The 23,899-nt window shown below is 43.0% G+C and carries 16 protein-coding genes; all 16 read left to right on the top strand.

Annotated elements, in window-relative coordinates; genetic code table 11:
- The first annotated feature begins 257 nt into the window (after nucleotides 1-257).
- The 16 genes from FHS86_RS16350 to FHS86_RS16425 all read left to right on the top strand — a co-directional run bounded on the left by FHS86_RS16350 (nucleotide 258) and on the right by FHS86_RS16425 (nucleotide 23,895).
- Nucleotides 258-3,281 (top strand): SusC/RagA family TonB-linked outer membrane protein, encoded by a 3,024-nt coding sequence (locus FHS86_RS16350; RefSeq protein ID WP_429416164.1) that lies wholly within the window; start codon nucleotides 258-260, stop codon nucleotides 3,279-3,281.
- 11 nt (nucleotides 3,282-3,292) lie between these two features.
- A complete protein-coding gene (locus tag FHS86_RS16355; RefSeq protein WP_429416167.1) occupies nucleotides 3,293-4,984 on the top strand; it encodes a RagB/SusD family nutrient uptake outer membrane protein in 1,692 nt (563 codons plus the stop codon).
- Between the two features lie 67 nt (nucleotides 4,985-5,051).
- Entirely contained in the window at nucleotides 5,052-6,554 is a 1,503-nt protein-coding gene (locus tag FHS86_RS16360; RefSeq protein WP_429416170.1) for a DUF4859 domain-containing protein, read from the top strand.
- A 111-nt stretch (nucleotides 6,555-6,665) separates the two neighbouring features.
- The gene (locus tag FHS86_RS16365; RefSeq protein ID WP_429416173.1) at nucleotides 6,666-8,678 is read left to right on the top strand and encodes a DUF4859 domain-containing protein; all 2,013 of its coding nucleotides are present in this window, start codon (nucleotides 6,666-6,668) and stop codon (nucleotides 8,676-8,678) included.
- Between the two features lie 80 nt (nucleotides 8,679-8,758).
- Nucleotides 8,759-11,635: a CotH kinase family protein gene (locus tag FHS86_RS16370; RefSeq protein ID WP_429416175.1), complete on the top strand. Its 2,877-nt coding sequence runs from the start codon at nucleotides 8,759-8,761 to the stop codon at nucleotides 11,633-11,635.
- A gap of 32 nt (nucleotides 11,636-11,667) precedes the next feature.
- On the top strand, nucleotides 11,668-11,877 hold the full coding sequence (locus FHS86_RS16375; protein ID WP_429416178.1) for a hypothetical protein: 210 nt from the start codon (nucleotides 11,668-11,670) through the stop codon (nucleotides 11,875-11,877).
- A 194-nt stretch (nucleotides 11,878-12,071) separates the two neighbouring features.
- Complete coding sequence (locus FHS86_RS16380) at nucleotides 12,072-12,863, top strand: glycyl-radical enzyme activating protein (RefSeq protein ID WP_429416180.1); 792 nt, start codon at nucleotides 12,072-12,074, stop codon at nucleotides 12,861-12,863.
- 22 nt (nucleotides 12,864-12,885) lie between these two features.
- Entirely contained in the window at nucleotides 12,886-15,249 is a 2,364-nt protein-coding gene (hypD, locus tag FHS86_RS16385; protein ID WP_429416183.1) for a trans-4-hydroxy-L-proline dehydratase, read from the top strand.
- Nucleotides 15,250-15,350: 101 nt separating this feature from the next.
- Entirely contained in the window at nucleotides 15,351-15,578 is a 228-nt protein-coding gene (locus FHS86_RS16390; RefSeq protein ID WP_429416186.1) for a UPF0175 family protein, read from the top strand.
- Nucleotides 15,579-15,708: 130 nt separating this feature from the next.
- The gene (locus FHS86_RS16395) at nucleotides 15,709-16,554 is read left to right on the top strand and encodes a sialate O-acetylesterase (protein ID WP_429416188.1); all 846 of its coding nucleotides are present in this window, start codon (nucleotides 15,709-15,711) and stop codon (nucleotides 16,552-16,554) included.
- A 729-nt stretch (nucleotides 16,555-17,283) separates the two neighbouring features.
- Nucleotides 17,284-17,487, top strand: a complete 204-nt coding sequence (locus tag FHS86_RS16400; RefSeq protein WP_429416191.1) for a hypothetical protein — start codon at nucleotides 17,284-17,286, stop codon at nucleotides 17,485-17,487.
- 117 nt (nucleotides 17,488-17,604) lie between these two features.
- The gene (locus FHS86_RS16405) at nucleotides 17,605-18,108 is read left to right on the top strand and encodes a hypothetical protein (protein ID WP_429416194.1); all 504 of its coding nucleotides are present in this window, start codon (nucleotides 17,605-17,607) and stop codon (nucleotides 18,106-18,108) included.
- 7 nt (nucleotides 18,109-18,115) lie between these two features.
- The gene (locus tag FHS86_RS16410) at nucleotides 18,116-19,009 is read left to right on the top strand and encodes a DUF4249 domain-containing protein (protein WP_429416197.1); all 894 of its coding nucleotides are present in this window, start codon (nucleotides 18,116-18,118) and stop codon (nucleotides 19,007-19,009) included.
- A gap of 70 nt (nucleotides 19,010-19,079) precedes the next feature.
- A complete protein-coding gene (locus FHS86_RS16415; protein WP_429416199.1) occupies nucleotides 19,080-19,853 on the top strand; it encodes a TonB-dependent receptor in 774 nt (257 codons plus the stop codon).
- A 4-nt stretch (nucleotides 19,854-19,857) separates the two neighbouring features.
- Nucleotides 19,858-21,372 carry a TonB-dependent receptor plug domain-containing protein gene (locus tag FHS86_RS16420; RefSeq protein ID WP_429416201.1) on the top strand — a complete coding sequence of 505 codons (1,515 nt, stop codon included), beginning with the start codon at nucleotides 19,858-19,860 and terminating at the stop codon, nucleotides 21,370-21,372.
- Between the two features lie 213 nt (nucleotides 21,373-21,585).
- Complete coding sequence (locus FHS86_RS16425; RefSeq protein ID WP_429416204.1) at nucleotides 21,586-23,895, top strand: TonB-dependent receptor; 2,310 nt, start codon at nucleotides 21,586-21,588, stop codon at nucleotides 23,893-23,895.
- Nucleotides 23,896-23,899: the final 4 nt, after the last annotated feature.

The raw sequence follows: 23,899 nt of genomic DNA on the forward strand, positions 1-23,899 counted from the left end.
CATCTCAACAGGCTTTCATCAAAAGTGGGTGTAATTGCTTAATTTTTTTGGTGTATTTGCGTAGTGGACAGCAGATCAGTATTGTAGCTTGTGTGTGTTTGTACATTTATACAAGTATTTTAAACATTTTTGACGGTTTTAAGCAGCAATTAATCCTTCCTTTATCTTATCACAGATGGATTTGTACAATCCGTCAAATTAGTCAATGTTCAAATCTAACTCTTTATTGTTAAACTAATCATTAATAAATGAGATCTATGCTTAAACTACAAAAACCTTTATTATTGGTATTTTTTCTCTTTGTATTAATTCCGGCAGGATTAATGGCACAGGGCAGAAATATAACTGGTGTGGTTTCTGATCAAAACGGGAACATCCTGCCAGGTGTATCTGTAATTGTAAAAGGAACGATACAGGGAACCATAAGCGATGCCGATGGGAAATATCAGGTAACGCTGCCCGAAAATGCAAATACCCTTGTGTTTTCCTTTATTGGGATGCAAAATCACGAAGTTGAAGTGGGTAACAGTTCTGTTATTAATGTCGTACTTCAGGAAGATATGATTGGCCTCGATGAAGTAGTGGCCATCGGATACGGAACGCAACGAAAAGGCGATGTAACCAGTGCTGTTTCGAGTGTTAAAGCCGAAGATTTCTCGGTAGGAAAAATTGGCGATGCTGCCGAGCTCATAAAAGGGAAAGTAGCTGGTTTGAGTATCACAAAATCATCGGGCGACCCCAATGCTGCATCAAGCATCATGCTTCGAGGGATAACAACCATCAAGGGCAGTGTACAACCGCTGGTTCTGGTCGATGGGATCGAGGGCTCGCTAACCACGGTTGCTCCCGAAAACATTGCAGCCATCGATGTGCTAAAAGATGCTTCAGCTGCTGCAATTTACGGTACCAGAGGGGCCAACGGGGTAATCATTATCACAACAAAATCAGGACGACGAAACACCGGGGCAAAAGCCAGTTATGCCGGATATGTTTCGCTTTCGGAATGGTACAAAACAGCCGACTTTATGGATGTGAATGACATTATTTATGCCCGGACTAACTTCGAATACGAAGGATATGACACCGACTGGCTTAAAGTTGTAACACGAAAAGCCGGCTACACCCAAAATCATTCGCTGAATCTTGAAGGAGGAACGGAACAATCGACCTATGCAGCCAATATTACTTTCTCCGATGAAGAAGGAATGATGCGCAACAGCGATCGAAACGACATCAAAGCACAGCTTGATTTTAGTCAGTATGCCATGAACGACATGCTTAAATTTAATGTGAACATGCTCTATTCGACACATAAGCATACTAATAACAATAATGCTTATGTATACAGGCAGGCACTGATTCGTAATCCTTCTTCCCCCGTTTACAACGAAGACGGTACTTATTACGAGGAATTTAGTCGCTTCCAGTATTATAATCCTGTAGCCATTCAAAATGAATTAATTGGCGATACCCGATCGAAATTTGCCCGAATTACAGGTAACGTAACATTTGAACCAATACGCGGATGGCAAACCAACCTGATGTTGTCGCGCAAGGAAAATAGCGGAACCTCGCAAAATTATTATACCAGCAGTTATTACAGTCAGGCTACCGGCCAGGTACGTGGATCGGCGTCAAAATCATCATCCAATGGCCAAAGCGATAATCTTGAACTGACTTCAAAATACGACTTTGAAATTGGGGACAGCCGGATAAGTGCACTGGCTGGATACAGCTATTTGTATAATGTTTACGATGGCTTCAATGCCGGTAACTCCGAGTTTCCTTCTGAGTCGTATCTCTACAATAATCTGGGACAGGGACTCTATCTCACCGACGAAGATCATACTGCTAGTATGGGCTCATACAAAAACGACAACAAGTTAATTGGCTTCTTTGGTCGGGTGAGTTATGGCTATGAAAATCGTTACAATGCCATGTTAAGCGTTCGTCGTGAAGGCTCATCCAAGTTTGGTCAGAACAATAAATGGGGTACTTTCCCTTCTGCCTCACTGGGTTGGACCATCAGCAATGAAAGCTTTATGGAGAATGTTACCTTAGTTAACAACCTGAAGCTTCGTGCCGGATATGGTGTGACAGGAGTAATTCCCGGCAGCTCATACATGTCGCTTACTACTTTCGATTATGATACATGGGGCAAACACCTGAGCATGAATGGAGAGTGGACCCCTTCGCTAATTGTAGCTCAAAATCCCAATCCAAACTTAAAATGGGAAACAACCAGCGAAGTGAACATTGGCCTTGATTGGGCCTTGCTCAATTCAAGATTAAGTGGTGCTGTCGATGTTTATTCGAAGAAAACCGTTGATTTATTGTATGATTATGCTGTTCCTGTACCACCGAATATGTATGGTTGGACCACAGCCAATGTGGGCGAGATGCAAAACCGGGGAATTGAACTCATGGTTTCAGCCATCCCGGTCAAAGCAGGCGATTTCGAATGGAACACAACACTCACTTTATCTCATAATCAGAATAAACTGCTTAGCCTTTCCAACGAGTTGTACGAAACGGATAATTTCATGGAAGTAGGTGGTGTTAGCGACCCCATATCTGTCCCAACGCATGCAATGGAAATTGGTCATCGTTTAGGCGATTTCTGGGGGCTCCGATCAGTTGGTGTAAGTAAAGACGGTTTTGTACTGGTTGAAGTAGCCGATGGCGAAGGAGGATGGACCGTCAAAGAATTCGATACCAAGTATAACATCGAAAGCAATCGCCAGCGCCTGGGCAACGGTCTTCCACAGGTTTATGCCGGATGGAACAATTCCTTCCAATATAAAGGTTTCGACCTTAACCTGCAATTCACAGGTCAATTTGGCTACGAAATACTGAATGTACAACGTAGCTTCTATGAAAATAACTCGATCGCCTACAATCGTTTAAAAACAGCAGCCAACCTTCATCCCGCCATCGATGCTTCAGGCGCAGCAGTGATCGACCCCGTAAGTGGCGAACAGCTCAAAGTAATGCTTTCTCCAGCAATGTCGCAGGGGGTGTGGAGCGATCAGATTGAAAAAGGTGACTTTGTGAAATTAACGCATGCAGCACTGGGCTACACTTTCCCTCTTTCAGGTACTGTACGCCAATACATGCAAAATCTGAGGGTGTATGTATCGGGCCAGAACCTGTTCTGTATTACTGCCTATTCAGGCCTCGATCCGGAAGTTTCAAATTACTTCCTGGCACCTGGAATCGACGATCGGGACAAATATCCCACCATTCGTTCCTATACTTTTGGTCTTACTGTAAACTTTTAAATCTCTGAACTATGAAATATTTCAAATACCTGATAAAAAGCTTCATCGTAAGTCTTCTGTTTTTTGCAGGCTCCTGCACTAACCTCGACGAGACCGTGTATGACCAGCTTACCGATGAAAGCATCGATGTGACCGATCCTGAAATTGTAGGTTATATGATGGGTGAAGTGTATGCCCAGTTTCGTTTTCTCTATTGGGGGTGGAATGGCTATTTCGACCTCAATGAAGAGTGCAGCGATACGTATATGACTCCCAAACGCATTGGAGTTGGCTGGGGCGACCTTTACATCAACATGCACAAACATACCTGGAATGAAACGCAGGGACATATCGATCCCTTATGGCATTATGCTTATGTTGGTATTGGATATGCAAACAAAACGCTCGATGTATTACCCGACAGTGGCCAGGCTCAGGCACAAATGCGTTTTATGAGAGCTTTGAACTATTATGTACTGCTTGATGCTTTCCGTAATGTTCCATTGGAAACTACTCAGGAACTCGAAGCTGGCTACCTTCCGCAGCAAGCCTCTGCACAAACCATCTTCGACTTTTGTGTAAGTGAACTCGATGCCATTAAGAATGAGCTGGGTAGTGAAAAGGTTTTTGGCTATCCCAATCGCTATGCCGCCAATATGGTGTTGGCAAAACTCTACCTTAATTACAATGCTTATTTTAACACCAATGATAATAGTTATTACGAAAAAGCACTTGCCGAGGTAGATGAAATAATTACTGAAGGAGGCTATGAGTTGGCCCCTCATTACCTCGATAATTTTAAAGCCAGCATAGCAGCTTCACCTGAAGTGATTTTTGCCTTGCCGCTCGATAAAAAGAATGCAAGTCATAATTACCTGGTAAATAAATGTCTGGTGGGTGCCGGAGCAGCAGCCTATGGTTATACCGGTTCGCCCTGGAACGGCAGTTGTGCTGTACCACAGTTTATTGAAAGTTACCGTGATGGCGACCTTCGCCTGGCTTATACCTGGACCGGCGGCGAACAACGACTGGCAACAACCGATGCACAGGGGAATACCGTGCCTCAGTCGGGCGAGTTAATTGCATTTACAACCGACGACTGGGCTGGAAACGGCGTGCTGAATTATTCGGTAAGGGTGCACTCAATTGATAATCCCGGAGCCTACCAGCAGGAAGGTTATCGCTATGTGAAAAGTGAAATTGTTGCCGGCGATGGCGGAACTTATGGAAACGATGTTGCTTTCTTCCGCCTGGCCGATGCCATGTTTATAAAAGCTGAATGTTTGCTTAGGCTCCAACGCGATGAGCAGGTGGCTGCCGACCTGATTACTGAAGTACGCCGTCGTTCATTCGATTCGGCTGATAAAGCAGTCCGTACTGTCGAGGATTTGAAAGGCGGAAGCGTATACGATTACGGACACCGCGAATATACCAGCGAAGGCTTTACCAATTTCAATCCTGCATCGTTTATTGCTACCTACGAAGGGGGCGATGACATTGAGCTGGGTGGCTTGCTCGACGACCTGGCCTGGGAATTTGTTGGAGAACATCATCGCCGACAGGATCTGATCCGTTTTAAAATGGCCGATGGCCGCAACGTATTTAACGGAAAATCGTGGTTCTGTAAAGATGCAAGCGACGAAAGTCACTGGGATTACTTCCCGATTCCGAAAGCTGCACTCGATGCCAATATTTCTTTAAATCAGAATGAGGGTTATAATTAACATTTTATCCTGTTATTCCTTTTAAACAGAATAATGTTGATCCAATTCACTTAAAATTGAAATGAAAATGAAAAGTATTTTATCATACATTTTTATGGCCATGCTGATCATGGGAATGATTGCATGCGGGGAAAATGAAGATTTCAGCAACCCCCACCAGCTAACAGCCGAACAACAGGCAGAGCTGGATCGCCAGGATTCGATAGAGGAAGCACAGCGCAACAGAATTGATGCCGACCTTGTGCTACGCTATGAAGCCCAGATCACAATTAGTCAAACCGTCTACGATGGTACTTCGGTGACGATCGAAACAGACAAGATTGCTGAACTTTTTGGTATTTCAGAAGCAGATTTACTTTTGGGTATAGCCGGCGAAAGTGGTGCGCCCGAAGTGAAAGGTTTTGCCATCGAAGGCTCAACACGTGCCGACGTGGGCAGTGCAACCAACACCAACTCCCCTTGGGGACACTGGTGGGATATCAATGGTGATATCACAGTCTGGGGCGACGATGCCATGGTGTTTGCCGAATTCAATACGGAAACCGGTGTGTTTGCTGTTGGTCAGTATCCCGGGCACCTTGTTGAAAACGATACAATTACCTTTATCGAAGCACTAAAGTACAATGACTTGCGTGCGGCCGTGGTAATTAGTGTGATTACTCAGGCCCCCGGTGCCTTTGTCGATCCTGAAACTCCCCCGGCAGGCGATCCCGAAGATGTAACCATCGACGTTCAGCTTAGTAAGGAGTTAACTAGCGATTATGCATCAGTTACTTTCGATGTCAGGGAGCACCTTCGCAATGCGTTTAAAATGACCACCTATCAAATTCATAATGCAATACTTGATGGTACTTTGAAACTGTATGTGGGTGAAGTGAGTGCCGACGATCCGGCTTATTCGGCCGATGTTCCCGGATACTGGCTCAATAGCGACGGCTCAGCCGGACAATGGGCCGAAGGCTGGGTTTGGATCAGTATCGGGCATAGCGAAGATGAACTCTATCTTTTCGGAGGCAACCATCCTGATAATGCTCAGGCCGGTAACACCATCAATACAACTTATATAGCTACCTGTAACGGTGGTTCGCTTACGCTCAATATCAGCTTTGAATTGAAAGCCGATGAATATGTCGACCCGGAAACTGCACCAGCAGGCGATCCTGAAGCGCTTACCCTTGATGTTACACTGAGCAAGGCTTACAGCAATGATTATGCCTCGGTAACAGCCGATGTTAAGGAAACCTTGCGCAATGCATTCAAAATGACTACCTATCAGATTGATCAGGCCATTGCAGCAGGCGATCTTAAATTGTATCAGGGTGAAGTCACTGATTCCGACCCGGTATACACTGCCGATGCACCTGGTTTCTGGTTAAAAGCTGACGGAACAGCAGGGGAATGGGCCGAAGGCGTTGTTTGGTGCAGCCTCGGACATAATAAAGAAGAACTGTTCCTGTATGGAGGTAATCATCCCGATAATGCTACTGCAGGCATGTCGCTTGTTTCTGTATTAACTGCAACATGCAACGGTGGATCTGTGACAATTAATCTTACTTTTAATGTAGAATAAATCACACAGCCGAAGAACTGACCATCTTTATTACTTTTCCTGATGGTTGGTTCTTCGGGTTGTTGTAAACAAGTTCCAGATGGTTTAAATATATTGATTAAGACAACAAACATGATTTTAGTAACTATCAGCAAGCAGAAGGTAAAGCAGGGAATGGTGAGTTTTTCGAGCATTCATCGCTTTATGCTTTTGTTCTTTTTTCTGCTCACATTGACTTTTTTGACGGCTTGTGGCGACGATGTGATAGATCCGCCTGATCCTAAACCGAACCCCGTTGATACCACATCGACCTCAGAACCTGATACCATTCCCGAAGTAATTGTACTTGAAGCCTCGGAAGTTCAGGATTTCAATAAATTTTATAAACCGGCCGAACACCGCAATGTCGATTTTCTGAGAGGCGACAGCAAATGGACTTTCGTACGAAGCAGGCAGTCGGAGCATTTCGTTGTGTTTTGGGAAGAAGGCTTTGGCGAAGACCCCAATGCAGCAACTGTTCCTCAGGCCTTGCGGGTCGATATCGATGACATGCTTGAAAAAGCAGAGCTGTTTTATGATTTGAATGTCAACGAATTGAAATTTGCAGAAGAGGGCAAGTCAAATCTCGATTTGTACAAAATGCAAATCTACCTTTTCTATACCGAAGAATGGATGGCTTACGGTTCGGGCTACGATGATGTAATTGGTGCATTGTGGGTGAATCCGGGAACTTGTAAACCGGTGGGATCGACCATTGCGCACGAAATTGGACACAGTTTCCAATATCAGGTATTTTGCGATTTGGGAGAGGGAGCCGGGTTTCGCTATGGCTTTGGAGGCAACGGAGGAAATACCTACTGGGAACAATGTGCCCAGTGGCAGGCCTATCAAAGCTATCCGATGCAGGCCTTCGACTCGCATCACTTTACAGTGTATTCCGAAAATTACTTTCGGCATGTTTGCCACGAGTGGCATCGCTATGCCAGCTATTGGATGAACTATTACTGGGCCGATAAACACGGCATCGACATCATCGGAAAAATATGGCGTGAAGCTAAAGAACCCGAAGATCCTTTTGAAGCCTACATGCGAATCAACAATTTGTCGGTCGAAGATTTCAATGCCGAGATGTACGATGCTGCAACGAAATTGACAACATGGGATTTAGATGCCATTCGCGATCGTGGCAGCAACTACATCGGGAAATATGCCTATAAGCTGTATAAAACAGAAGACGGATCGTACCAGGTTGCTTACAGCCATTGCCCCGGCACTACCGGTTACAACGTAATTCCGCTCAATGTTCCCGATGCCGGAACGATTGTTACAACACATTTCGAGGCTTTGTCGCCTGGCTCGGCACTGGCACCCGACGACCCCGGTAAATACACCGACGACGGAAGCGTAGGTTCAACCCGTCAATACAACAAATCGTCGATGACCCGCGCGGGATGGCGCTATGGCTATGTAGCTTTGCTCGACAATGGACAGCGTGTTTATGGTGAGATGAACCGAAAAACCAACAACGATGTTTCGTTTACCATTCCCGATGGCTGCAACCGTCTTTGGTTGGTAATTACAGGTGCTCCTACAAGTTACAAGGCACATGCCTGGGACGAACTCGAAAGCAACGACGATCAGTGGCCATACAAGGTGAAATTCGAAAATACTGATTTGCTGGGTAGTATCTCATTCGATGGTTCTGAAGAAGAGTCGGACCTGACTTTAAGCTACGATGTGAGCTTTCCTTTTAGTGCGGAGACCTATCCGGGAGCTGCTGTTTCTATTGAGAGTGATTTGGATAAATTGTCGAAAGCCTTTGTATTACAACCAGGCGAAATCAACAGTCTGATGGACAGCAAAATCAAATTTTATGCTGTTGAAAGTAATGGCAATTTGAATGAAACTACCACCGCCAACGGATACGGACACTGGTTCGATGCTGCAGGGAACGTGATTAACTGGGGCGACAATGCCATGGTCTACTCCGAATACGATGCAGCCAACTTTACCTTTGCCATTGGTCAATATCCAGGCCATTGTGCCCCGGGCGACCAATTCACTATTAAGCAGGCCCTGGTTTACGAATATGAAAGTGGTAAAACCGTTCAGGCAACCTTTGTTTTTAATATTTCAATAAAATAAACATCGAAGATGATGGATACCAACCTGTTGTTTGGCTGAAAAAAGTTGGCTAAGCAGCAGGTTTTTTTAATCTTAACTTTATGCACTTTGTTCCGTTTTTTATCAGCTTCATTCTATTTCAGCTAACATGTGCCGGGAGTTTCAATCCTGAAAATCAGCCCGGCAATGTGCAAGAGAACATGGTGTTTAGCCACGAATCAGGATTCTATACTACTCCGTTCGCCCTCCAAATTACCACTTCGCTTACTGATGGCGCTATCTTTTATACCATCGATGGAAGCGATCCTTCTTCTTCGGATAGTGCAAAAAAAGGTGGAAAGAAGGTTTCAATCGAAATCAACCCTGATATTACTGCCGGACGGGGTCGCACCCCGGCATTCATTGTCCGGGCAGTGCTCAAAGCGGGCAATACTATAATTGCACCATCTTTAACCAAAAGCTACATTTTTGCCAATAAGGTGAAGCAACAAAAGAGCCCGGGGTACAACTGGCCGTCAAAAAAAGTGAATGCGCAGCTGATCGACTATGAAATGGCCGATGATGTATTGGACAACAGTCAATATTCAATTCAATTACCACACGCACTCAGTCAAATCCCAACCATATCGCTTGTTACCGATATGGCGCATTTGTTCGATCCTGAAACTGGTATTTATGTCAATGCCGAAAAAAAGGGAAAAGAATGGGAACGGCCTTGTTCTGTCGAACTGATCAACCCCAATGACGGTGCAGGTTTTCAGGTGAATGCCGGCTTGCGCATCAGGGGCGGAAACAGTGCAAAAAACAAGAACAATCCCAAACATGCTTTCAGGCTTTTCTTCAGGGAGGAGTACGGAGCAAAAAAACTGAACTTCCCTTTGTTTGATAACGAAGGTGCCGAAGCGTTCGATTGTATTGATCTGCGTTGCGAACAAAACTATTCGTGGAGCATGGATGGCAGTTCACACAATACCATGGTGAAGGATATCTTTTGCCGCGATTTGCAGCGCGAGATGGGGCAGCCGTATAAGCGCGGACGTTATTATCACCTGTACCTGAATGGAATGTACTGGGGAATTTATCAGAGCGACGAACGGGCCGAGGCAAGCTTTGCGGAATCGTATTTTGAAGGTGACAAGGAGGATTTTGATGTGGTAAAGGTGAATACGCAGCCCTGGCCTTATTATGTCGAAGCCACCGATGGCAACCTCGACGCGTGGGAAGCGCTTTGGAATTTGTGTAAAAGCGGTTTCAAAGCAAATGAAAACTATTTTGCACTTGAAGGGAAGGACGAAAACGGCAAAAAAGTTCCGAACGGAAAGGTTCTGGTCGAACTCGATAACCTGATCGATTATATGCTGGTCATCTTTTATTCAGGCAACTTCGATGCCCCCGTTTCGGGCTGGTACAGCAACGACATGCCCAATAATTTTTATGCCATCTACAACCGGGAAGATCAAAGTAAAGGCTTCAGATTTCTGGTTCACGATTCGGAACACAGCATGTTTGTCGACCGGGTTTACGGTTTTTCCGGCATCAACGAAAACAGGGTGAATCTGGGATCTTCCTGTGCTATGAATATAACAAATGCAGGTGATTTTAATCCGCAATGGCTGCACCACAAACTGACAGCCAACGCTGAATATCGTTTGCGTTTTGCCGATCGTGCCTGGCATTGTTTTTCAAAGGGAGGAGTACTTAGCCCCGAAAAAACGGAAGCCTTGTTTCGCAGCAGGGTCCAGGAAATCGACAGGGCAATTGTTGCAGAATCGGCCCGCTGGGGCGATGCGCAAAGTACGTCATCGCTGACCATGAATGATCATTGGCTTCCTGAGATCAATAAAATGTACAGCGATTTCTTCCCCAAACGTTCTTCAATTGTTATTCTGCAACTAAAAAATGAAAAGCTGTGGATAAATGGCGAGTGTCCTCTTATTTTAGTCGATGGAGCTGAAATCAGCCAGTCACTTGTTACCTTTGATGAACCTGTTGAAGTTGATATTTCAAATAACGGCTCAGGTGGCACAATTTATTACACACTCAACAATACCGATCCCCGGCAGCCGGGTGGGGCACTTTCGGCAGGGGCGAAAGCGGGGGGGACTCAGGTACAACTCAGTTTTAGCGACACCGAAGTTTTATGGACCAGGATTAAATACAGCGATGGCTGGGGGCCTTCATTAAAAACGGTTTTCCGAAACAGTAAGCGTAATTTTGATGGATTTAAAGTGACGGAGTTGCATTATCATCCGTCGGATGTGATTGAAGGAAGTGATACGATCGCGGGAAAAGATTTTGAGTTTATTGAATTCCGTAACATTGGTGCTTCCAACATCGATTTATCAGGTGCAGTATTTGAAAGTGGTATAGAATATATCTTTCCAAACGGGACCATCCTTGAACCCCGACAGTTTTATGTGCTGGCCTCAAAACCAAACAGGTTTTTTGAGCGCTATGGGATCCATCCCTCAGGTAACTATAAAAAGAATCTTAGTAATAGCGGTGAGTTGATCCAACTGCTTGATGGTAGCGCTAATGAAATTCTTTCGTTTGAATACAGTGACAAAGCGCCATGGCCCGAAGAAGCCGATGGGGATGGTTACTCACTCACGTCGCTTGATTCTTTACCACAGGGTAACCCGGGCCTGGCATCCTACTGGAAAGCATCCGCCAAAACAGACGGCTCTCCTTTTGCCAACGACGACTATAAGATGTTACTCGATCCTATCGATGAACCGCTATTTAGGATGTACCCAAATCCGACATCACAATTGGTGCGGGTACTGGCAGGAGAAGGACGTCAGTCGATACACTTAAGCTGTTTCGATTTAACAGGATCACTGGTGTTTAAAGTTGAAGTGAGTGATGGAGCAATCATTGATCTGGCAAGCTATCAGCTAAAGCCTGGAATGTATTTAATGAAAGCAGAAAATGACAGACAGGTGCACTGCCAGCGATTAATGTTTCGTGCAGATTAGTTTTTTTGAATAACATAAACATGAATGTGCAAATGAATTTAAGAGAGCAAAAGTATCAGCCCTTATATCTGGTAAAATTTTGTCCGGCATGTGGTTTAGAGGTGAGTCGTGGGGAATGGGGCGATTATGGAATGCATCTGCGATGTACCGAATACTATCAGGCAAAGAAGCAACGCAGTGAACAATATCATCTATTTGAAGAAACAGAAAGTCATAATTTCTTTTTAGATAGGGTGGGGTAAAGACATTTTCTTAACTGGAACGGTATTTTAAATAGCTTCTTTTTGTAATTTAGAGCCATGATCTGTTCAAAAGGCCATATCAACTTTTATCATCCATCGGGCAAAGGCCTGTATGAATGCTGGATTTGTTAATACCGACCCCATCTTCCATGCTTATCAATTCCTTTTTCTGTTAAAATCCAAAATTAATCAACATGAATGGTATCGTTTTCGATATCAAGCGTTTTGCGGTACACGACGGCCCCGGCATTCGCAGCACGGTGCATCTTAAAGGTTGTCCTTTGAGCTGTTGCTGGTGTCATAACCCCGAAGGAATCGACCCCTTACTGCAGGAAATGGACAGGGAAGTTCGCATAGGCGACAGAATAAGCCTGAAAAACGAAACAGTTGGAAGCTCCTTTTCTGCTTCTGAACTGATCGATGAGTTAATGAAAGATCGTTTGTTCTGGGAAGAATCGGGCGGGGGAGTTACCGTCTCGGGTGGCGAACCGCTGATGCAGTTTGCATTTTTGAAAGAGCTGCTGCTTGGACTGAAACATTTACACATCCATACAGCCATCGACACTTCCTGTTTTACATCTTTAACCCGGCTGCAGGAGTTGGCACCGTTATGCAGCCTGTTTCTGGTCGATCTGAAAGGCATCGACGATCACGATCATCAGCAGTTTACTGGTGTGTCGAACCAACTTATTTTGGCGAACATCGAATGGCTCAGCCAAAACAAGCATCCCATGAGAATAAGGATACCGGTGATTCCGGGAAAGAATTTTAGCGAACGGGAACTTAGTGCCCTGCTGCACTTTTTAAGTGATAAGCATTTTCAGGGGGTCGATCTGCTTCCTTTTCATGCCATCGCCTCGGCAAAGTACCGGCGCTTTGGAATGAAGAACGAAATGGAAGGAAGTCCTTCACTTCGGCCCGAAGCCCTGAAAGAATGGAAAAAGCAGTTTGAACAACAAGGAATCAATGTTACTATTGGAGGTTAAACACTTCCCTAAAAAGACAAAGATGAACGAAAGAATACAAAAATTACGCGAGCAGAGCCTTCAGGCCGTGAATCGTATATCGGCCGAGCGGGGGCTTTTGGTGACCCGTTTTTATCAGGATAAGTCGGTTAATGCATTGTCGGTTCCCATGCAGCGGGCCCAATGTTTCAGGTACATCCTGATGAACAAGGAGCTTTGCATCAACGCAGGAGAACTGATTGTGGGAGAGCGCGGGCCTGCGCCCAAGGCAACGCCTACTTATCCCGAAATTACGGTTCACAGCCTGCAGGATCTCGACATCCTGAATGCCCGTGAAAAGGTGTCGTTCAAAGTCGATGAGGCAACACGCAAAGCTTACGAAGAAAGCATTATTCCCTTCTGGGAAGGCCGCTCAAACCGCGACCGTCTGATGAAGCAGATGAAACCCGAATGGTTGGCGGCCTATAGTGCCGGTATTTTTACCGAGTTCCAGGAGCAAAGAGCTCCCGGTCATACGGTGGCGGGCAGGCAGGTGTTCGAAAAGGGCATGAACGATTTTATTGCCGAGGTGGACGAAGCGCTTTCCCGGCTTGATTTTTTCAACGACCGGCAGGCATTGGCCAAGCAGGAAGAACTTGAAGCCATGAAGCTGAGTGCCGAAGCCCTGATTGCCTGGGCCGGGCGTCATGCCGAAAAATTGGAAGTGCTGGCTGCCAATGAAAAGAATAAGCTTCGCCGTGACGAATTGCTTAAACAGGCTGCTATTTGTCGCCGCGTACCGGCTCATGCGCCGCAAACCTTTCACGAAGCCCTGCAACACTACTGGTTCATTCATTTGGGCGTGGTAACCGAACTCAATCCCTGGGACTCGTTCAACCCGGGCCGGCTCGACCGGCATCTTTTCCCGTTCTATCAAAGGGAGCTGGCAGCCGGAACGCTTTCACCCGAAAGGGCCAAAGAGCTGTTGCAGTCTTTCTGGATTAAATTCAACAACCATCCTTCGCCACCCAAGATTGGCGTTACCGCGCAGGAAAGCAATACTTACACCGACTTTGCACTCATCAATCTGGGCGGCCTGCATGCCGATGGCAGTGATGCGGTAAACGAACTGACCTTCGTGATACTCGATGTGATTGAAGAAATGCGTCTGCTGCAGCCCAGTTCAATGATTCAGGTCAGTAAAAAGAATCCCGACCGTTTCATTCACCGTACCCTCGAAATACTGAAAACCGGTTTTGGACAGCCTTCCATTTTTAATACCGATGCCATTATCCAGGAACTGACCCGCCAGGGCAAGTCGATTGTTGACGCGAGAAATGGCGGCGCCAGCGGTTGTGTCGAAAGTGGCGCCTTTGGTACCGAAGCCTATTTTCTTACTGGTTATTTCAATATTCCCAAGGTGCTCGAACTGACCCTGAACAATGGCCTTGATCCCCGAAGCGGCCAACAACTGGGCCCACAAACGGGAAAGGCCGAAACACTCGACCGCTATGAAAAGCTGCTTGAAGCCTTTAAGCAACAGCTGAATTATTTCATCGATATCAAAATTGAAGGGAATAACCGCATTGAACAGCTATTTACCCAATTCATGCCGGTGCCTTTCCTGTCACTTATTACCGACGACTGCATTAAAACCGGTACCGATTATGTGGCCGGTGGGGCCCGGTACAACAGTTCGTACATTCAGGGAGTGGGTGTGGGCACTGTTAGCGACTGCCTGGCTGCACTAAAGTGGAAAGTTTATGACCGGAAGGACATTTCTCTGCCTGCTTTTCTTGCGCATTTGAACAGCAATTTCAAGGAGGAGGACTTCCGTTTTGACTTACTTTACAATGCACCGAAATACGGCAACGACGACGATGAAGCCGATGATCGTTTAAAAGAAGTTTTTGATCTCTATTTTGAAGCCATCGACGGGCGGCCCAATTCGCGGGGTGGTGTGCACAGGGTGAACCTGTTGCCAACTACCTGTCATGTTTACTTTGGAAGCGTGACCGGTGCCACACCCGACGGACGGCTTGCAGGAAAACCGGTTTCGGAAGGCGTATCGCCTGTGCAGGGCGCCGACCGCAAAGGTCCAACGGCGGTGATTAAGTCGGTGGCTAAAATCGATCATCTGAAAACGGGCGGAACCTTGCTGAATCAGAAATTTGCCCCGGCCTTCTTTGAAGATCAGGCGGCCATTGTAAAGCTCACTGCTTTGATACGAAGTTATTTCCGCCTCGACGGTCATCATATTCAATTCAATGTGGTGAATGCCGAAACCTTACGAAAGGCACAGAAAAATCCGGAGAATTACCGCGATCTGATAGTAAGGGTGGCAGGCTATAGCGATTATTTTAACGATTTGGGGATCGATCTACAGAACGAGATCATTGAACGAACAGCCCACGAAGAGATGGGATAAAGCGATTTAATTCATATGTTCAAAAGTAGTGGCAAGCAAAAAAACATCGTAACATTACGGATTGATATTTTGATTTCTTATTTTTGAATAAATAAATGATTATGAGAACGATTCAGCTAAAAATACCAGATAGTGTTGATTTGAAAGATTACGATTTTTCAATGATAGTTGCTGCAAAATTATATGAAGATGCTAAACTTTCGGCTGGACAAGCAGCTGAGATTGTTGGATTATCAAAAAGAGCATTTATTGAGATGTTAGGAAAATATGGAGTTTCTGTTTTTAGTTCATCGATTTCAGATTTACATTCTGATATAGCAAATGCCTAAGATTGTTATTTCAGATACTAGCACTTTGATCGTTTTTCACAAGATTGGAGAGTTTAATCTTTTGCAAAAAGTGTATGGAGAATGTTTTATTTAATTCACAACTACCTTTTATTGACACAAAATTGAGTAGGTGAAAATAGTTTCTCTTGAATTTATGAAAGCAAGCCTTTTACTTATTTTCTTATTGATGGCAGGAAGCAGTTTATCCGCTCAGGACAGCAATTTCCACATCTACCTGTGTTTTGGTCAGTCGAACATGGAAGGACAGGGTGTGATCGAGGAACAGGACCGACAGGAAAACGAACGGTTTCAGGTATTTCAGGCACTCGATTGCCCGAATCTTGGAAGGGAAAAGGGGCAATGGTATACCGCCACACCCCCTGTTTGTCAGTGTCACTCCAATTTATCGCCGGCAGATTATTTTGGCCGTACCATGATAGAGTACCTTCCTGACAGCATCCGTATCGGGATCATCAATGTGGCCATCGGAGGCTGCGACATTCGCATCTTCGACAAGGATATTTATCAGGAACATACTTCGACCTATACCGAAGACTGGTTTACTTCGAAGGTAGAAGCCTATGAAGGAAATCCCTACCGCTATTTAACGGATCTGGCTCTTGCGGCGCAAAAAGATGGTGTGATTCATGGCATTCTTTTGCATCAGGGCGAAACCAATACCGGCGACGAGCAATGGCCCCGGTATGTAAAAAAGGTATATAACGACCTGCTCAACGAGCTTTCGTTGAATGCTGCTTCGGTGCCTTTGCTGGCAGGCGAAGTACTCGATGTTGAAGGCAGTTGTTGTGCGGAAATGAACGAAATTATCAACACACTTCCCGAGCATGTGCCTACGGCCCGCATTGTTTCGTCTGAAGGGTGCAAGGGCATGGACAATGCGCATTTCGATTCGGAAGGCTACCGCATTCTCGGGCGCCGTTATGCTGAAAAAATGCTTTCGTTGCAGCGCCGTTAATTTGCTTCAGTACAGCAGAATGTCACTGCTAAATTTACTCTCTGATGATTTTAACTAAGCCGGAGCGTCCAGGTGTGATAATGGAAGCAGGAAGAGCTGGCGTGTCATCATTTTACCGGTACCTTAGCATATAGTCAGCTTGTTTTTAATATGGGAAGTTATACGGTTAGATGAAGGATGTGCCTCAAGTTATTGCATTCCTGCAGGTACCTTTCTCGTATTCTGTGCAGTCGTTTAGTTGTGCCGTCGTTAGGTCTTCAACTTTTCCTCAACCTTAGCCTTCTGCGACGAAGGAGCAGTCCGGTAAAGCGGGAAACCTTCGCTCCCCCGATAGCTTCGTGGCTTAGCCATCTGCTTCCTTGTTGAAAAATATTTTTCATTTTTTTCATCTTTGAGGGTAACCTTTTTGCCTTTTTCGGAATATACAGGTAGAAGGCTTCCTCGTGCTTGTCTCATTAAAACCATAGCATTGTATACATAGAATAAAAATAAATAACAATTAAATGGAGACATCAATTGCTTCGTATTGTTTTTTTTTAGTTTTGGGCAAGCTGAATTGTATCTAAATGTAAGTCTATGGTGCTATGTGATTGCAAATTGCAAATGGTTTTTTTACGGAGATAATTCCGGAAAGAATAATTGCTTTGTGATAGTGTAAATGCTAAAATTTATATAGCTCAATAAAATAACAAAGGAGGGTTAGCGCCCTCCTTTTAATGAATTTCAACTATGAATAAAAAATACAGTATTATAATTCTATCTATTTGTATTTTAATGGCTTGCATAGATGAAAAGCCTTATGTCAGATTTAATGTTTCTGATATCTATTATGTTACTCCAACTTCGGCACTTGTAATCGTTAATGTTGATGAAATTGAAGGCGGGGCTAATATTTGGGAAGCCGGGGTTGATTGCAGACTCTTCAATGCTTAACTACAGCGACCAGAGTTATTATCAGGTAACGTTAAGTGACAGGCCTGAAACAAAAGATACCTACTGGATTGTCACTTGAGGAATTTTCCTCAGGTTTTTAAATCAATTTTATTAAATATGAAAAAAATATTCTTTAGTATTCTATGCTTTCTATTTATTATCTCGCTATATGGTAAAGATTCAAAGCTATTTATTAATACATCCGCAGGTTATATTTCCGGACATGAAACTTTTCAAGGAGTAGCAACAAATTTTGGTATTGGTTATAATGCCAATAAATATTTAAGTATTGAATTAGTTTTAGATAATTGGTACCGATATGATGACTATTCTGCCAGTGATACAAATACCGGTATTTCTATGCTATTACATGGATATCCAATAAATTTTAAAGGTAACACCCTTGACATTTTTGCCGGTTATGGTTACAATATGAATTACTGGAGATATGTAGGCGGCAATATTGGAAGGCACCTTTTCCCTGCGCCACTGTTTGGTGCCGGTTATTATCGCTCCTTCAAATATTTCGATTTAGGTTTTGTATATAAAAAGGATTTTTTCACTGGACGAATAAATAAACAAAACGAACAATATCTTATCAGTGTTAAAAAACGGTTTTAATCAAACTATGAAAGACCTTTTATTAATTACCATTCTATCTGCTTTCATTTTTTCCTGTACAAAGCCGGTAGAATTTGAACTCCCTTTGTACGATGATAAGCCTGTTGTGAATTGCCTTTTTACACCTGAAGAAGTATTTATGGTGCATGTGGGTAAAACTGCCAGTCAATTTGATACCATGCTTGTAAATGTTAACAATGCCTTGGTCGAAATTTATCAAGGTGAAGAGTTCCTGGCAGAAATTTCGTCAATTGGAGACGGTTTTTATTCCGATTCAACCTTGTTTCCTGAAATAGGGAAATCCTATACCTTAAAAGTAAATGTACCGGGTTACGATGAAGTAAGCGCCACCGATTCAGTACCTTCAACTTTTTCAGAATTTACCTACAAAGGCTTTAAAGAAGATGTATGGTTCGATGAAGATGGAGAAGGCTACAACGCGTTAACCTTTGAAATTGATGATCAGGAAGCCGACAATTTTTTTGAGGTATTATTTCGGGCAAATTATTCAAGATACGACTCTTGGAACGACTCCATCAGACATTATTTTTTGATGACTCACTTCAGACTTTTCAATCCGATGGCTGAAGCAGGACAAGGCCTTGCCGTTTTTACCGATCAACAGTTTAATGGAAGTAAATACACCCTGCAATTGATGAGTGGATCTGATAATGGACACTGGCACGCCGATAGTTTAAATTTGAATGTTCAGGTGCTACAAGGTTCACGAAATTTTTATACCTACAGAACGACCCTGTTCAAACATCAATATGCCCAATATTCAGATTTTTTTGAACCCACTGAGCCTGTAATTATGTATTCGAATATTGAAAATGGCTACGGTATTTTCGCCGCGTATCGTTCAAAATTTTACCCACTCATTTTTACCGATTCCGAATAAAGTTATGAGGATAATATACTTAGTGCTTTTATTCTTGTCAATTTCAATATTTTCTTTTTCACAAAACAAGGTGATTTCAGGTTTTGTACGCGATAGCCTGACAAACGAGCCACTAATTGGTGCCACCGTTTGGGAAGAGCATTTGCAGCTTGGCACAGCAACCGATAATTTTGGACACTTTTCAATTGTGGTTCCTAAGGATCAAAAAATCATTTTAACCTGTTCGTTCATTGGCTATCAATCGAAAACAATAGAATACAACGAAAAGATGCCTGCTAGGTTAGATTTTAATTTATCAGAAGGAATTGAACTGGGAGAAATACAAATTAAGGGACAAAAGAAAATTGAAAACCGTATCGAAATGGGGGTAATTACATTGCCAATAAGCCAAATGAAAACCCTGCCCGTAATTGGCGAGCCCGATGTACTAAAAGTGATGCAATTGATGCCAGGCATACAAGGTGGTTCAGAAGGAAGAAGTGGATTATACGTGCGCGGTGGCAGCCCCGATCAAAACCTGATGTTGTTGGATGGAGCTTCGGTTTACTATGTAAATCACTACGGTAATTTTCTTTCTCTCTTTCATCCCGAAATTATCAGCAACATGAAATTATACAAAGCGGCTTTCCCTGCAAAATACGGTGGCCGTCTTTCTTCTGTTGTCGATTTGCGCATGCGCGAAGGGAACAAAAAAGAACATCATGGAAGCTTTGGCATTGGTTTACTTTCAGCAGATATTCTTTTGGAGGGCTCGATTAAAAGAGATACAACGTCGTACATTTTCTCTGCTAGGCGGTTTTACTTAGATGCCCTAATGCGACCAAGCCGTCCTGTTGATTTCTGATTTTGTGTCAGTTGGATATCAGTTTTACGATATTTATGGGAAAATTGCCCACACCTTTAACAAAGACAATCGCTTGTACCTTAGTTTTTATAACGGTAACGATGCCTATGGCTTTGATATATTGCCCTGGGAGGATGAAAATTTTAAAGGAAAAAGCAGAACACGCTGGGGAAATACATTGGCTACTGCAAGGCTCAACTCAAAACTAAATCACCGTTTAATGTCCGATTTTATTGCAGGTTACACCCGATACCATACCGGTCAGTCGCAAGAATTCCATGTAGACTCCAGTTATTTTGAATCGGGCAACCAGGCAACAGTTCAGGATTTATCTTTTAAAAGTGAATTTAACTACACACTGAATAATAACTATAAAATTGCTTTTGGCGGCGGATTAATTGCCCACCAGTTTCAACCCGGCAGAACAACAAATTTTCAGTCGATGAACGACAGTATCATTGTAGATACAAGTATTGGAAGTAAAATACAAAAAGGCATAGAGCCATACTTGTATTTAGAGAACATCTTTGAACCAACTTCCTATTTAAAGTTTAATATAGGAGCCCGATATTCCGGTTATTGGGTAGATGGGGTGAACTACCAAAAATTTGAACCTCGTTTGCTGGCTGTTGTAGGAAAAGATAGAACTGGGGTAATCAAACTATCATATACACAAAACATGCAGGCACTGCATCTGCTAAGCTATCAAAACATTGGCACACCCAACGATTTATGGATGCCGGCAACAAAAAATATTGCACCGTCACTGGCCACGCAATACAGTGTTTCATATGCAAAAACACTATTTAACGATTATGAATTTTCAATTGAGGCCTATCAAAAGAATTTAAGTAATTTGATTGATTATAAAGATGGGGTTAGCTATCAATCGACCGACGTTGATTGGCAGCAAAAGGTAGAAACAGGTGGCGAAGGTGTATCGAAAGGAATAGAAGTATTACTGAAAAAGAACAGTGGAAAAACAAACGGATGGATTGGGTATACTTTGGCCAAAACCGACCGCTATTTTGCCAATAAGAACAATGGAAAACGCTATCCATACATTTACGATCGTAAACATGATATTTCAGTAGTGGTCAATCACAAATTCAATAATAAGTATAACCTTTCTGCCTCATGGGTATTTGGAACCGGGTATCCTTTGACAATGGAGCTTGGTTATTACCAAAACTATGAAATGCCGGGATGGAACGATCCGATACCTCAGGGAATAAATCCTTTTGTATTAAAAGATAACACGGTACTGTACTCTGGAAAAAATGGAGTGCGAATGGGCAGTTCGCATCGCTTGGATTTGGGATTTCAGATTAACGGGAAGACAAAAAAGGGAAGAGATAAAACATGGTCATTCAACCTTTACAACGTCTACAATCATCAGAATCCTGCTTTCTATTATTATGATTGGCTGGATCATAATGATCATTCCAAAGGCAAATCCCTTTGGCAACAAAGTGGCTTACCTATTGTTCCAAGTTTCACGTATAGAGTTAAATGGTGAAAATAAATAACCAAATATATAACTATGAATTGTCATCCATTTTTCCCTATTCTTATTTTTATGTTCAGACCCAATATGGTATCCGGTCTGTTCATGCACAATTTTGGACCAATGGTACAGGCACAGATCATAAAGCCACTCTTGATTATAATTAAATTGATCAGTAACTATAATAGAAGGGGTCGTTTTACTATCCCTTTTTAATGTTAAATAATGAAATACCCATTATTACTATTTTTGATAACCATCACCGTTTATGGCACAGCACAAGTTACCATAAGTGGACGTATAAAAGATGCTAACACAGGCGAAACGCTAATTGCTGCACATTGCACCGATCGTATTTCGAAAAGATCGGTAGTTAGCAATAACCAGGGCTTTTATAGTTTAACATTAAATGGTAATAAGGCGGCATTAAGGGTGCACTATGTGGGATATGAGTTGGTAAAACTTGATTTATGTCTACAGGCAGATACCGTGATTGATTTCAACCTTGTACCTAAAAACGAACTGATTGATGAGGTTAAGGTAGTCGCTGATATTCCCATCCACGAACAAACGTTGTTAGGAAAGAATGTAGTTTCGGTTGACGCCATTGAAAACGGACCATCGAGTTTTGGCATGTCAGACCTGATGAAAGCAGTTACTGTACTTCCTGGTATAAGTATGGGAAGGGAGGGACGCTCTAATTTTTATGTACGGGGTGGCGACCGGGGGCAAAACCTGATTTTATTGGATGGGGCAAAACTTTATAATACGAATCATTTGGGCGGTTTTGTTTCATTGTTTAATACCGATGTAATAAAACAGGTCGATGTATATAAAGGTGGCTTTCCTGCCCGCTATGGCGGTCGTGTATCTTCAGTTATCGATATTTATTCGCGCGATGGAAGCCGCAATAAGATAAAAGGAAAGTTTAATCTTGGATTATTAACTTCGGGTATCCTGGCAGAAGGGCCAATTGGTCATAAGGTTTCATTTTTAGTTGCTGCCCGTACCTCCTATTACGATTTGTTTAGCTTGCCCCAACGACGAAAAATGAAACGATTTGCGAAGGCCTATTTGTTCACTTTCCGTTTTTATGATATCAATGCAAAATTGAGCTATTTCATCAATCCCCGAAACAAAATATTCCTGAATTACTTTAATGGTGCCGATCGTTATATCTCTAAGGATCGCTACGGAAGTTCTTCGAATAGCAGCACTGTATATGGTCTCAATAATCATTGTGTAACTCTAGGCCATGATGTTTCGATCGGTCCTAGATCATTCCTGAAAAATAGTGCAACTTATTCTACTTATAATAATGAATTGGATCAGTCAATCATAGAAAAGGATGATGGCATTGAAAATGTTTATCGGGATAATTCATCCAGTAAAATAATGGAGTACAACCTGAAGTCGCATCTGGAATATTATCCTGATAGTTACCATGCAATAAAAACAGGTATTGAATTCAGTAATTATCATTTCAACCCGGGGAGAGCTTATACTTTTCAAAGTAAATCGAATACGGGATTTGAAATAGATTCTACAATTGGATACACGGCGCTGATAAGGGCAAACGAATTAAGTTTTTTTGTTGAGGATGAAATCAGTTTAAGCAGTAAAATTAATGTCAACCTGGGATTGCGTGAGGTGGTGTTTATGTCAGAAGGGAAAAATTATTACCGGACCGAACCACGTATTTCGTTAAGAATGATGCTTAGCAATAATTTGTCATTAAAAGCAAGCTACACGATCATGAACCAGTTTAATCATGTGTTAGTGAGTAATTATGGCCTTTTCGAAAAAGAGATTTGGATGGCTTCAACAAAAGATATTCCTCCACAACATGCCAGTCAGTATTCAGCGGGCCTATTTGCCACCATCCCCGCTTTCAAAGTGCAGCTTTCTGCCGAAGGATATTACAAAAAGATGACGAACTTATTGGAGTATGTGATGCCTGTTGATGGTGATTTGGTAGTGACTGACATTAACGAAAATATTGTAACGGGTGGAACAGGAGAGGCATATGGACTTGAATTTCAGTCAAAGTATAAAAACCAATTCTTTTCTATTGATTTAGCTTATGTGCTGAGTTGGAATTACCGTCAGTTCGATGAAGTGAATAATGGAAAGCGGTATCCGTTTATTTATGACCGGCGCCATGACTTTTCGCTCTTGTTTTCTTCAATGTTGAGCAAACATTATACGGTGAATGCCAACTTTGTATTTTCTACTGGAATCCCCTGTACTATGCCTGTTGGTTATGTGAAGAGGGATGATTTTGTTTCGTACAATTACTATGCCTATCAGGGGATCAATAACAGCCGTATGCCGAATTACCATCGTTTGGACCTTGCGCTGATTAAAAAGGGTATTACGAGGAATGGTCGTGAAAAAACTTTCAAAATCAATGTTTTTAATGCATATGCCCGCAAAAACCCTGTACTGATTTATTACGATCAAAAAACAAATAATGTTTTCGGAAAATCAATGTTTTCTATTGTACCCACTGTTAGTTATTCACTTCAATTTTAATCGT

The organism is Roseimarinus sediminis (genome assembly GCF_050433125.1).
GTDB classification, from domain to species: Bacteria; Bacteroidota; Bacteroidia; order Bacteroidales; family Prolixibacteraceae; genus Roseimarinus; species Roseimarinus sediminis.

Excerpts from the sequence above, each read along its gene's own strand:
- FHS86_RS16350 (WP_429416164.1), top strand. The coding sequence starts at position 258 with ATGCTTAAACTACAAAAACCTTTATTATTGGTATTTTTTCTCTTTGTA.
- FHS86_RS16355 (WP_429416167.1), top strand. The coding sequence starts at position 3,293 with ATGAAATATTTCAAATACCTGATAAAAAGCTTCATCGTAAGTCTTCTG.
- FHS86_RS16360 (WP_429416170.1), top strand. The coding sequence starts at position 5,052 with ATGAAAAGTATTTTATCATACATTTTTATGGCCATGCTGATCATGGGA.
- FHS86_RS16365 (WP_429416173.1), top strand. The coding sequence starts at position 6,666 with ATGATTTTAGTAACTATCAGCAAGCAGAAGGTAAAGCAGGGAATGGTG.
- FHS86_RS16370 (WP_429416175.1), top strand. The coding sequence starts at position 8,759 with ATGCACTTTGTTCCGTTTTTTATCAGCTTCATTCTATTTCAGCTAACA.
- FHS86_RS16375 (WP_429416178.1), top strand. The coding sequence starts at position 11,668 with ATGAATTTAAGAGAGCAAAAGTATCAGCCCTTATATCTGGTAAAATTT.
- FHS86_RS16380 (WP_429416180.1), top strand. The coding sequence starts at position 12,072 with ATGAATGGTATCGTTTTCGATATCAAGCGTTTTGCGGTACACGACGGC.
- hypD (WP_429416183.1), top strand. The coding sequence starts at position 12,886 with ATGAACGAAAGAATACAAAAATTACGCGAGCAGAGCCTTCAGGCCGTG.
- FHS86_RS16390 (WP_429416186.1), top strand. The coding sequence starts at position 15,351 with ATGAGAACGATTCAGCTAAAAATACCAGATAGTGTTGATTTGAAAGAT.
- FHS86_RS16400 (WP_429416191.1), top strand. The coding sequence starts at position 17,284 with ATGAATAAAAAATACAGTATTATAATTCTATCTATTTGTATTTTAATG.
- FHS86_RS16405 (WP_429416194.1), top strand. The coding sequence starts at position 17,605 with ATGAAAAAAATATTCTTTAGTATTCTATGCTTTCTATTTATTATCTCG.
- FHS86_RS16410 (WP_429416197.1), top strand. The coding sequence starts at position 18,116 with ATGAAAGACCTTTTATTAATTACCATTCTATCTGCTTTCATTTTTTCC.
- FHS86_RS16425 (WP_429416204.1), top strand. The coding sequence starts at position 21,586 with ATGAAATACCCATTATTACTATTTTTGATAACCATCACCGTTTATGGC.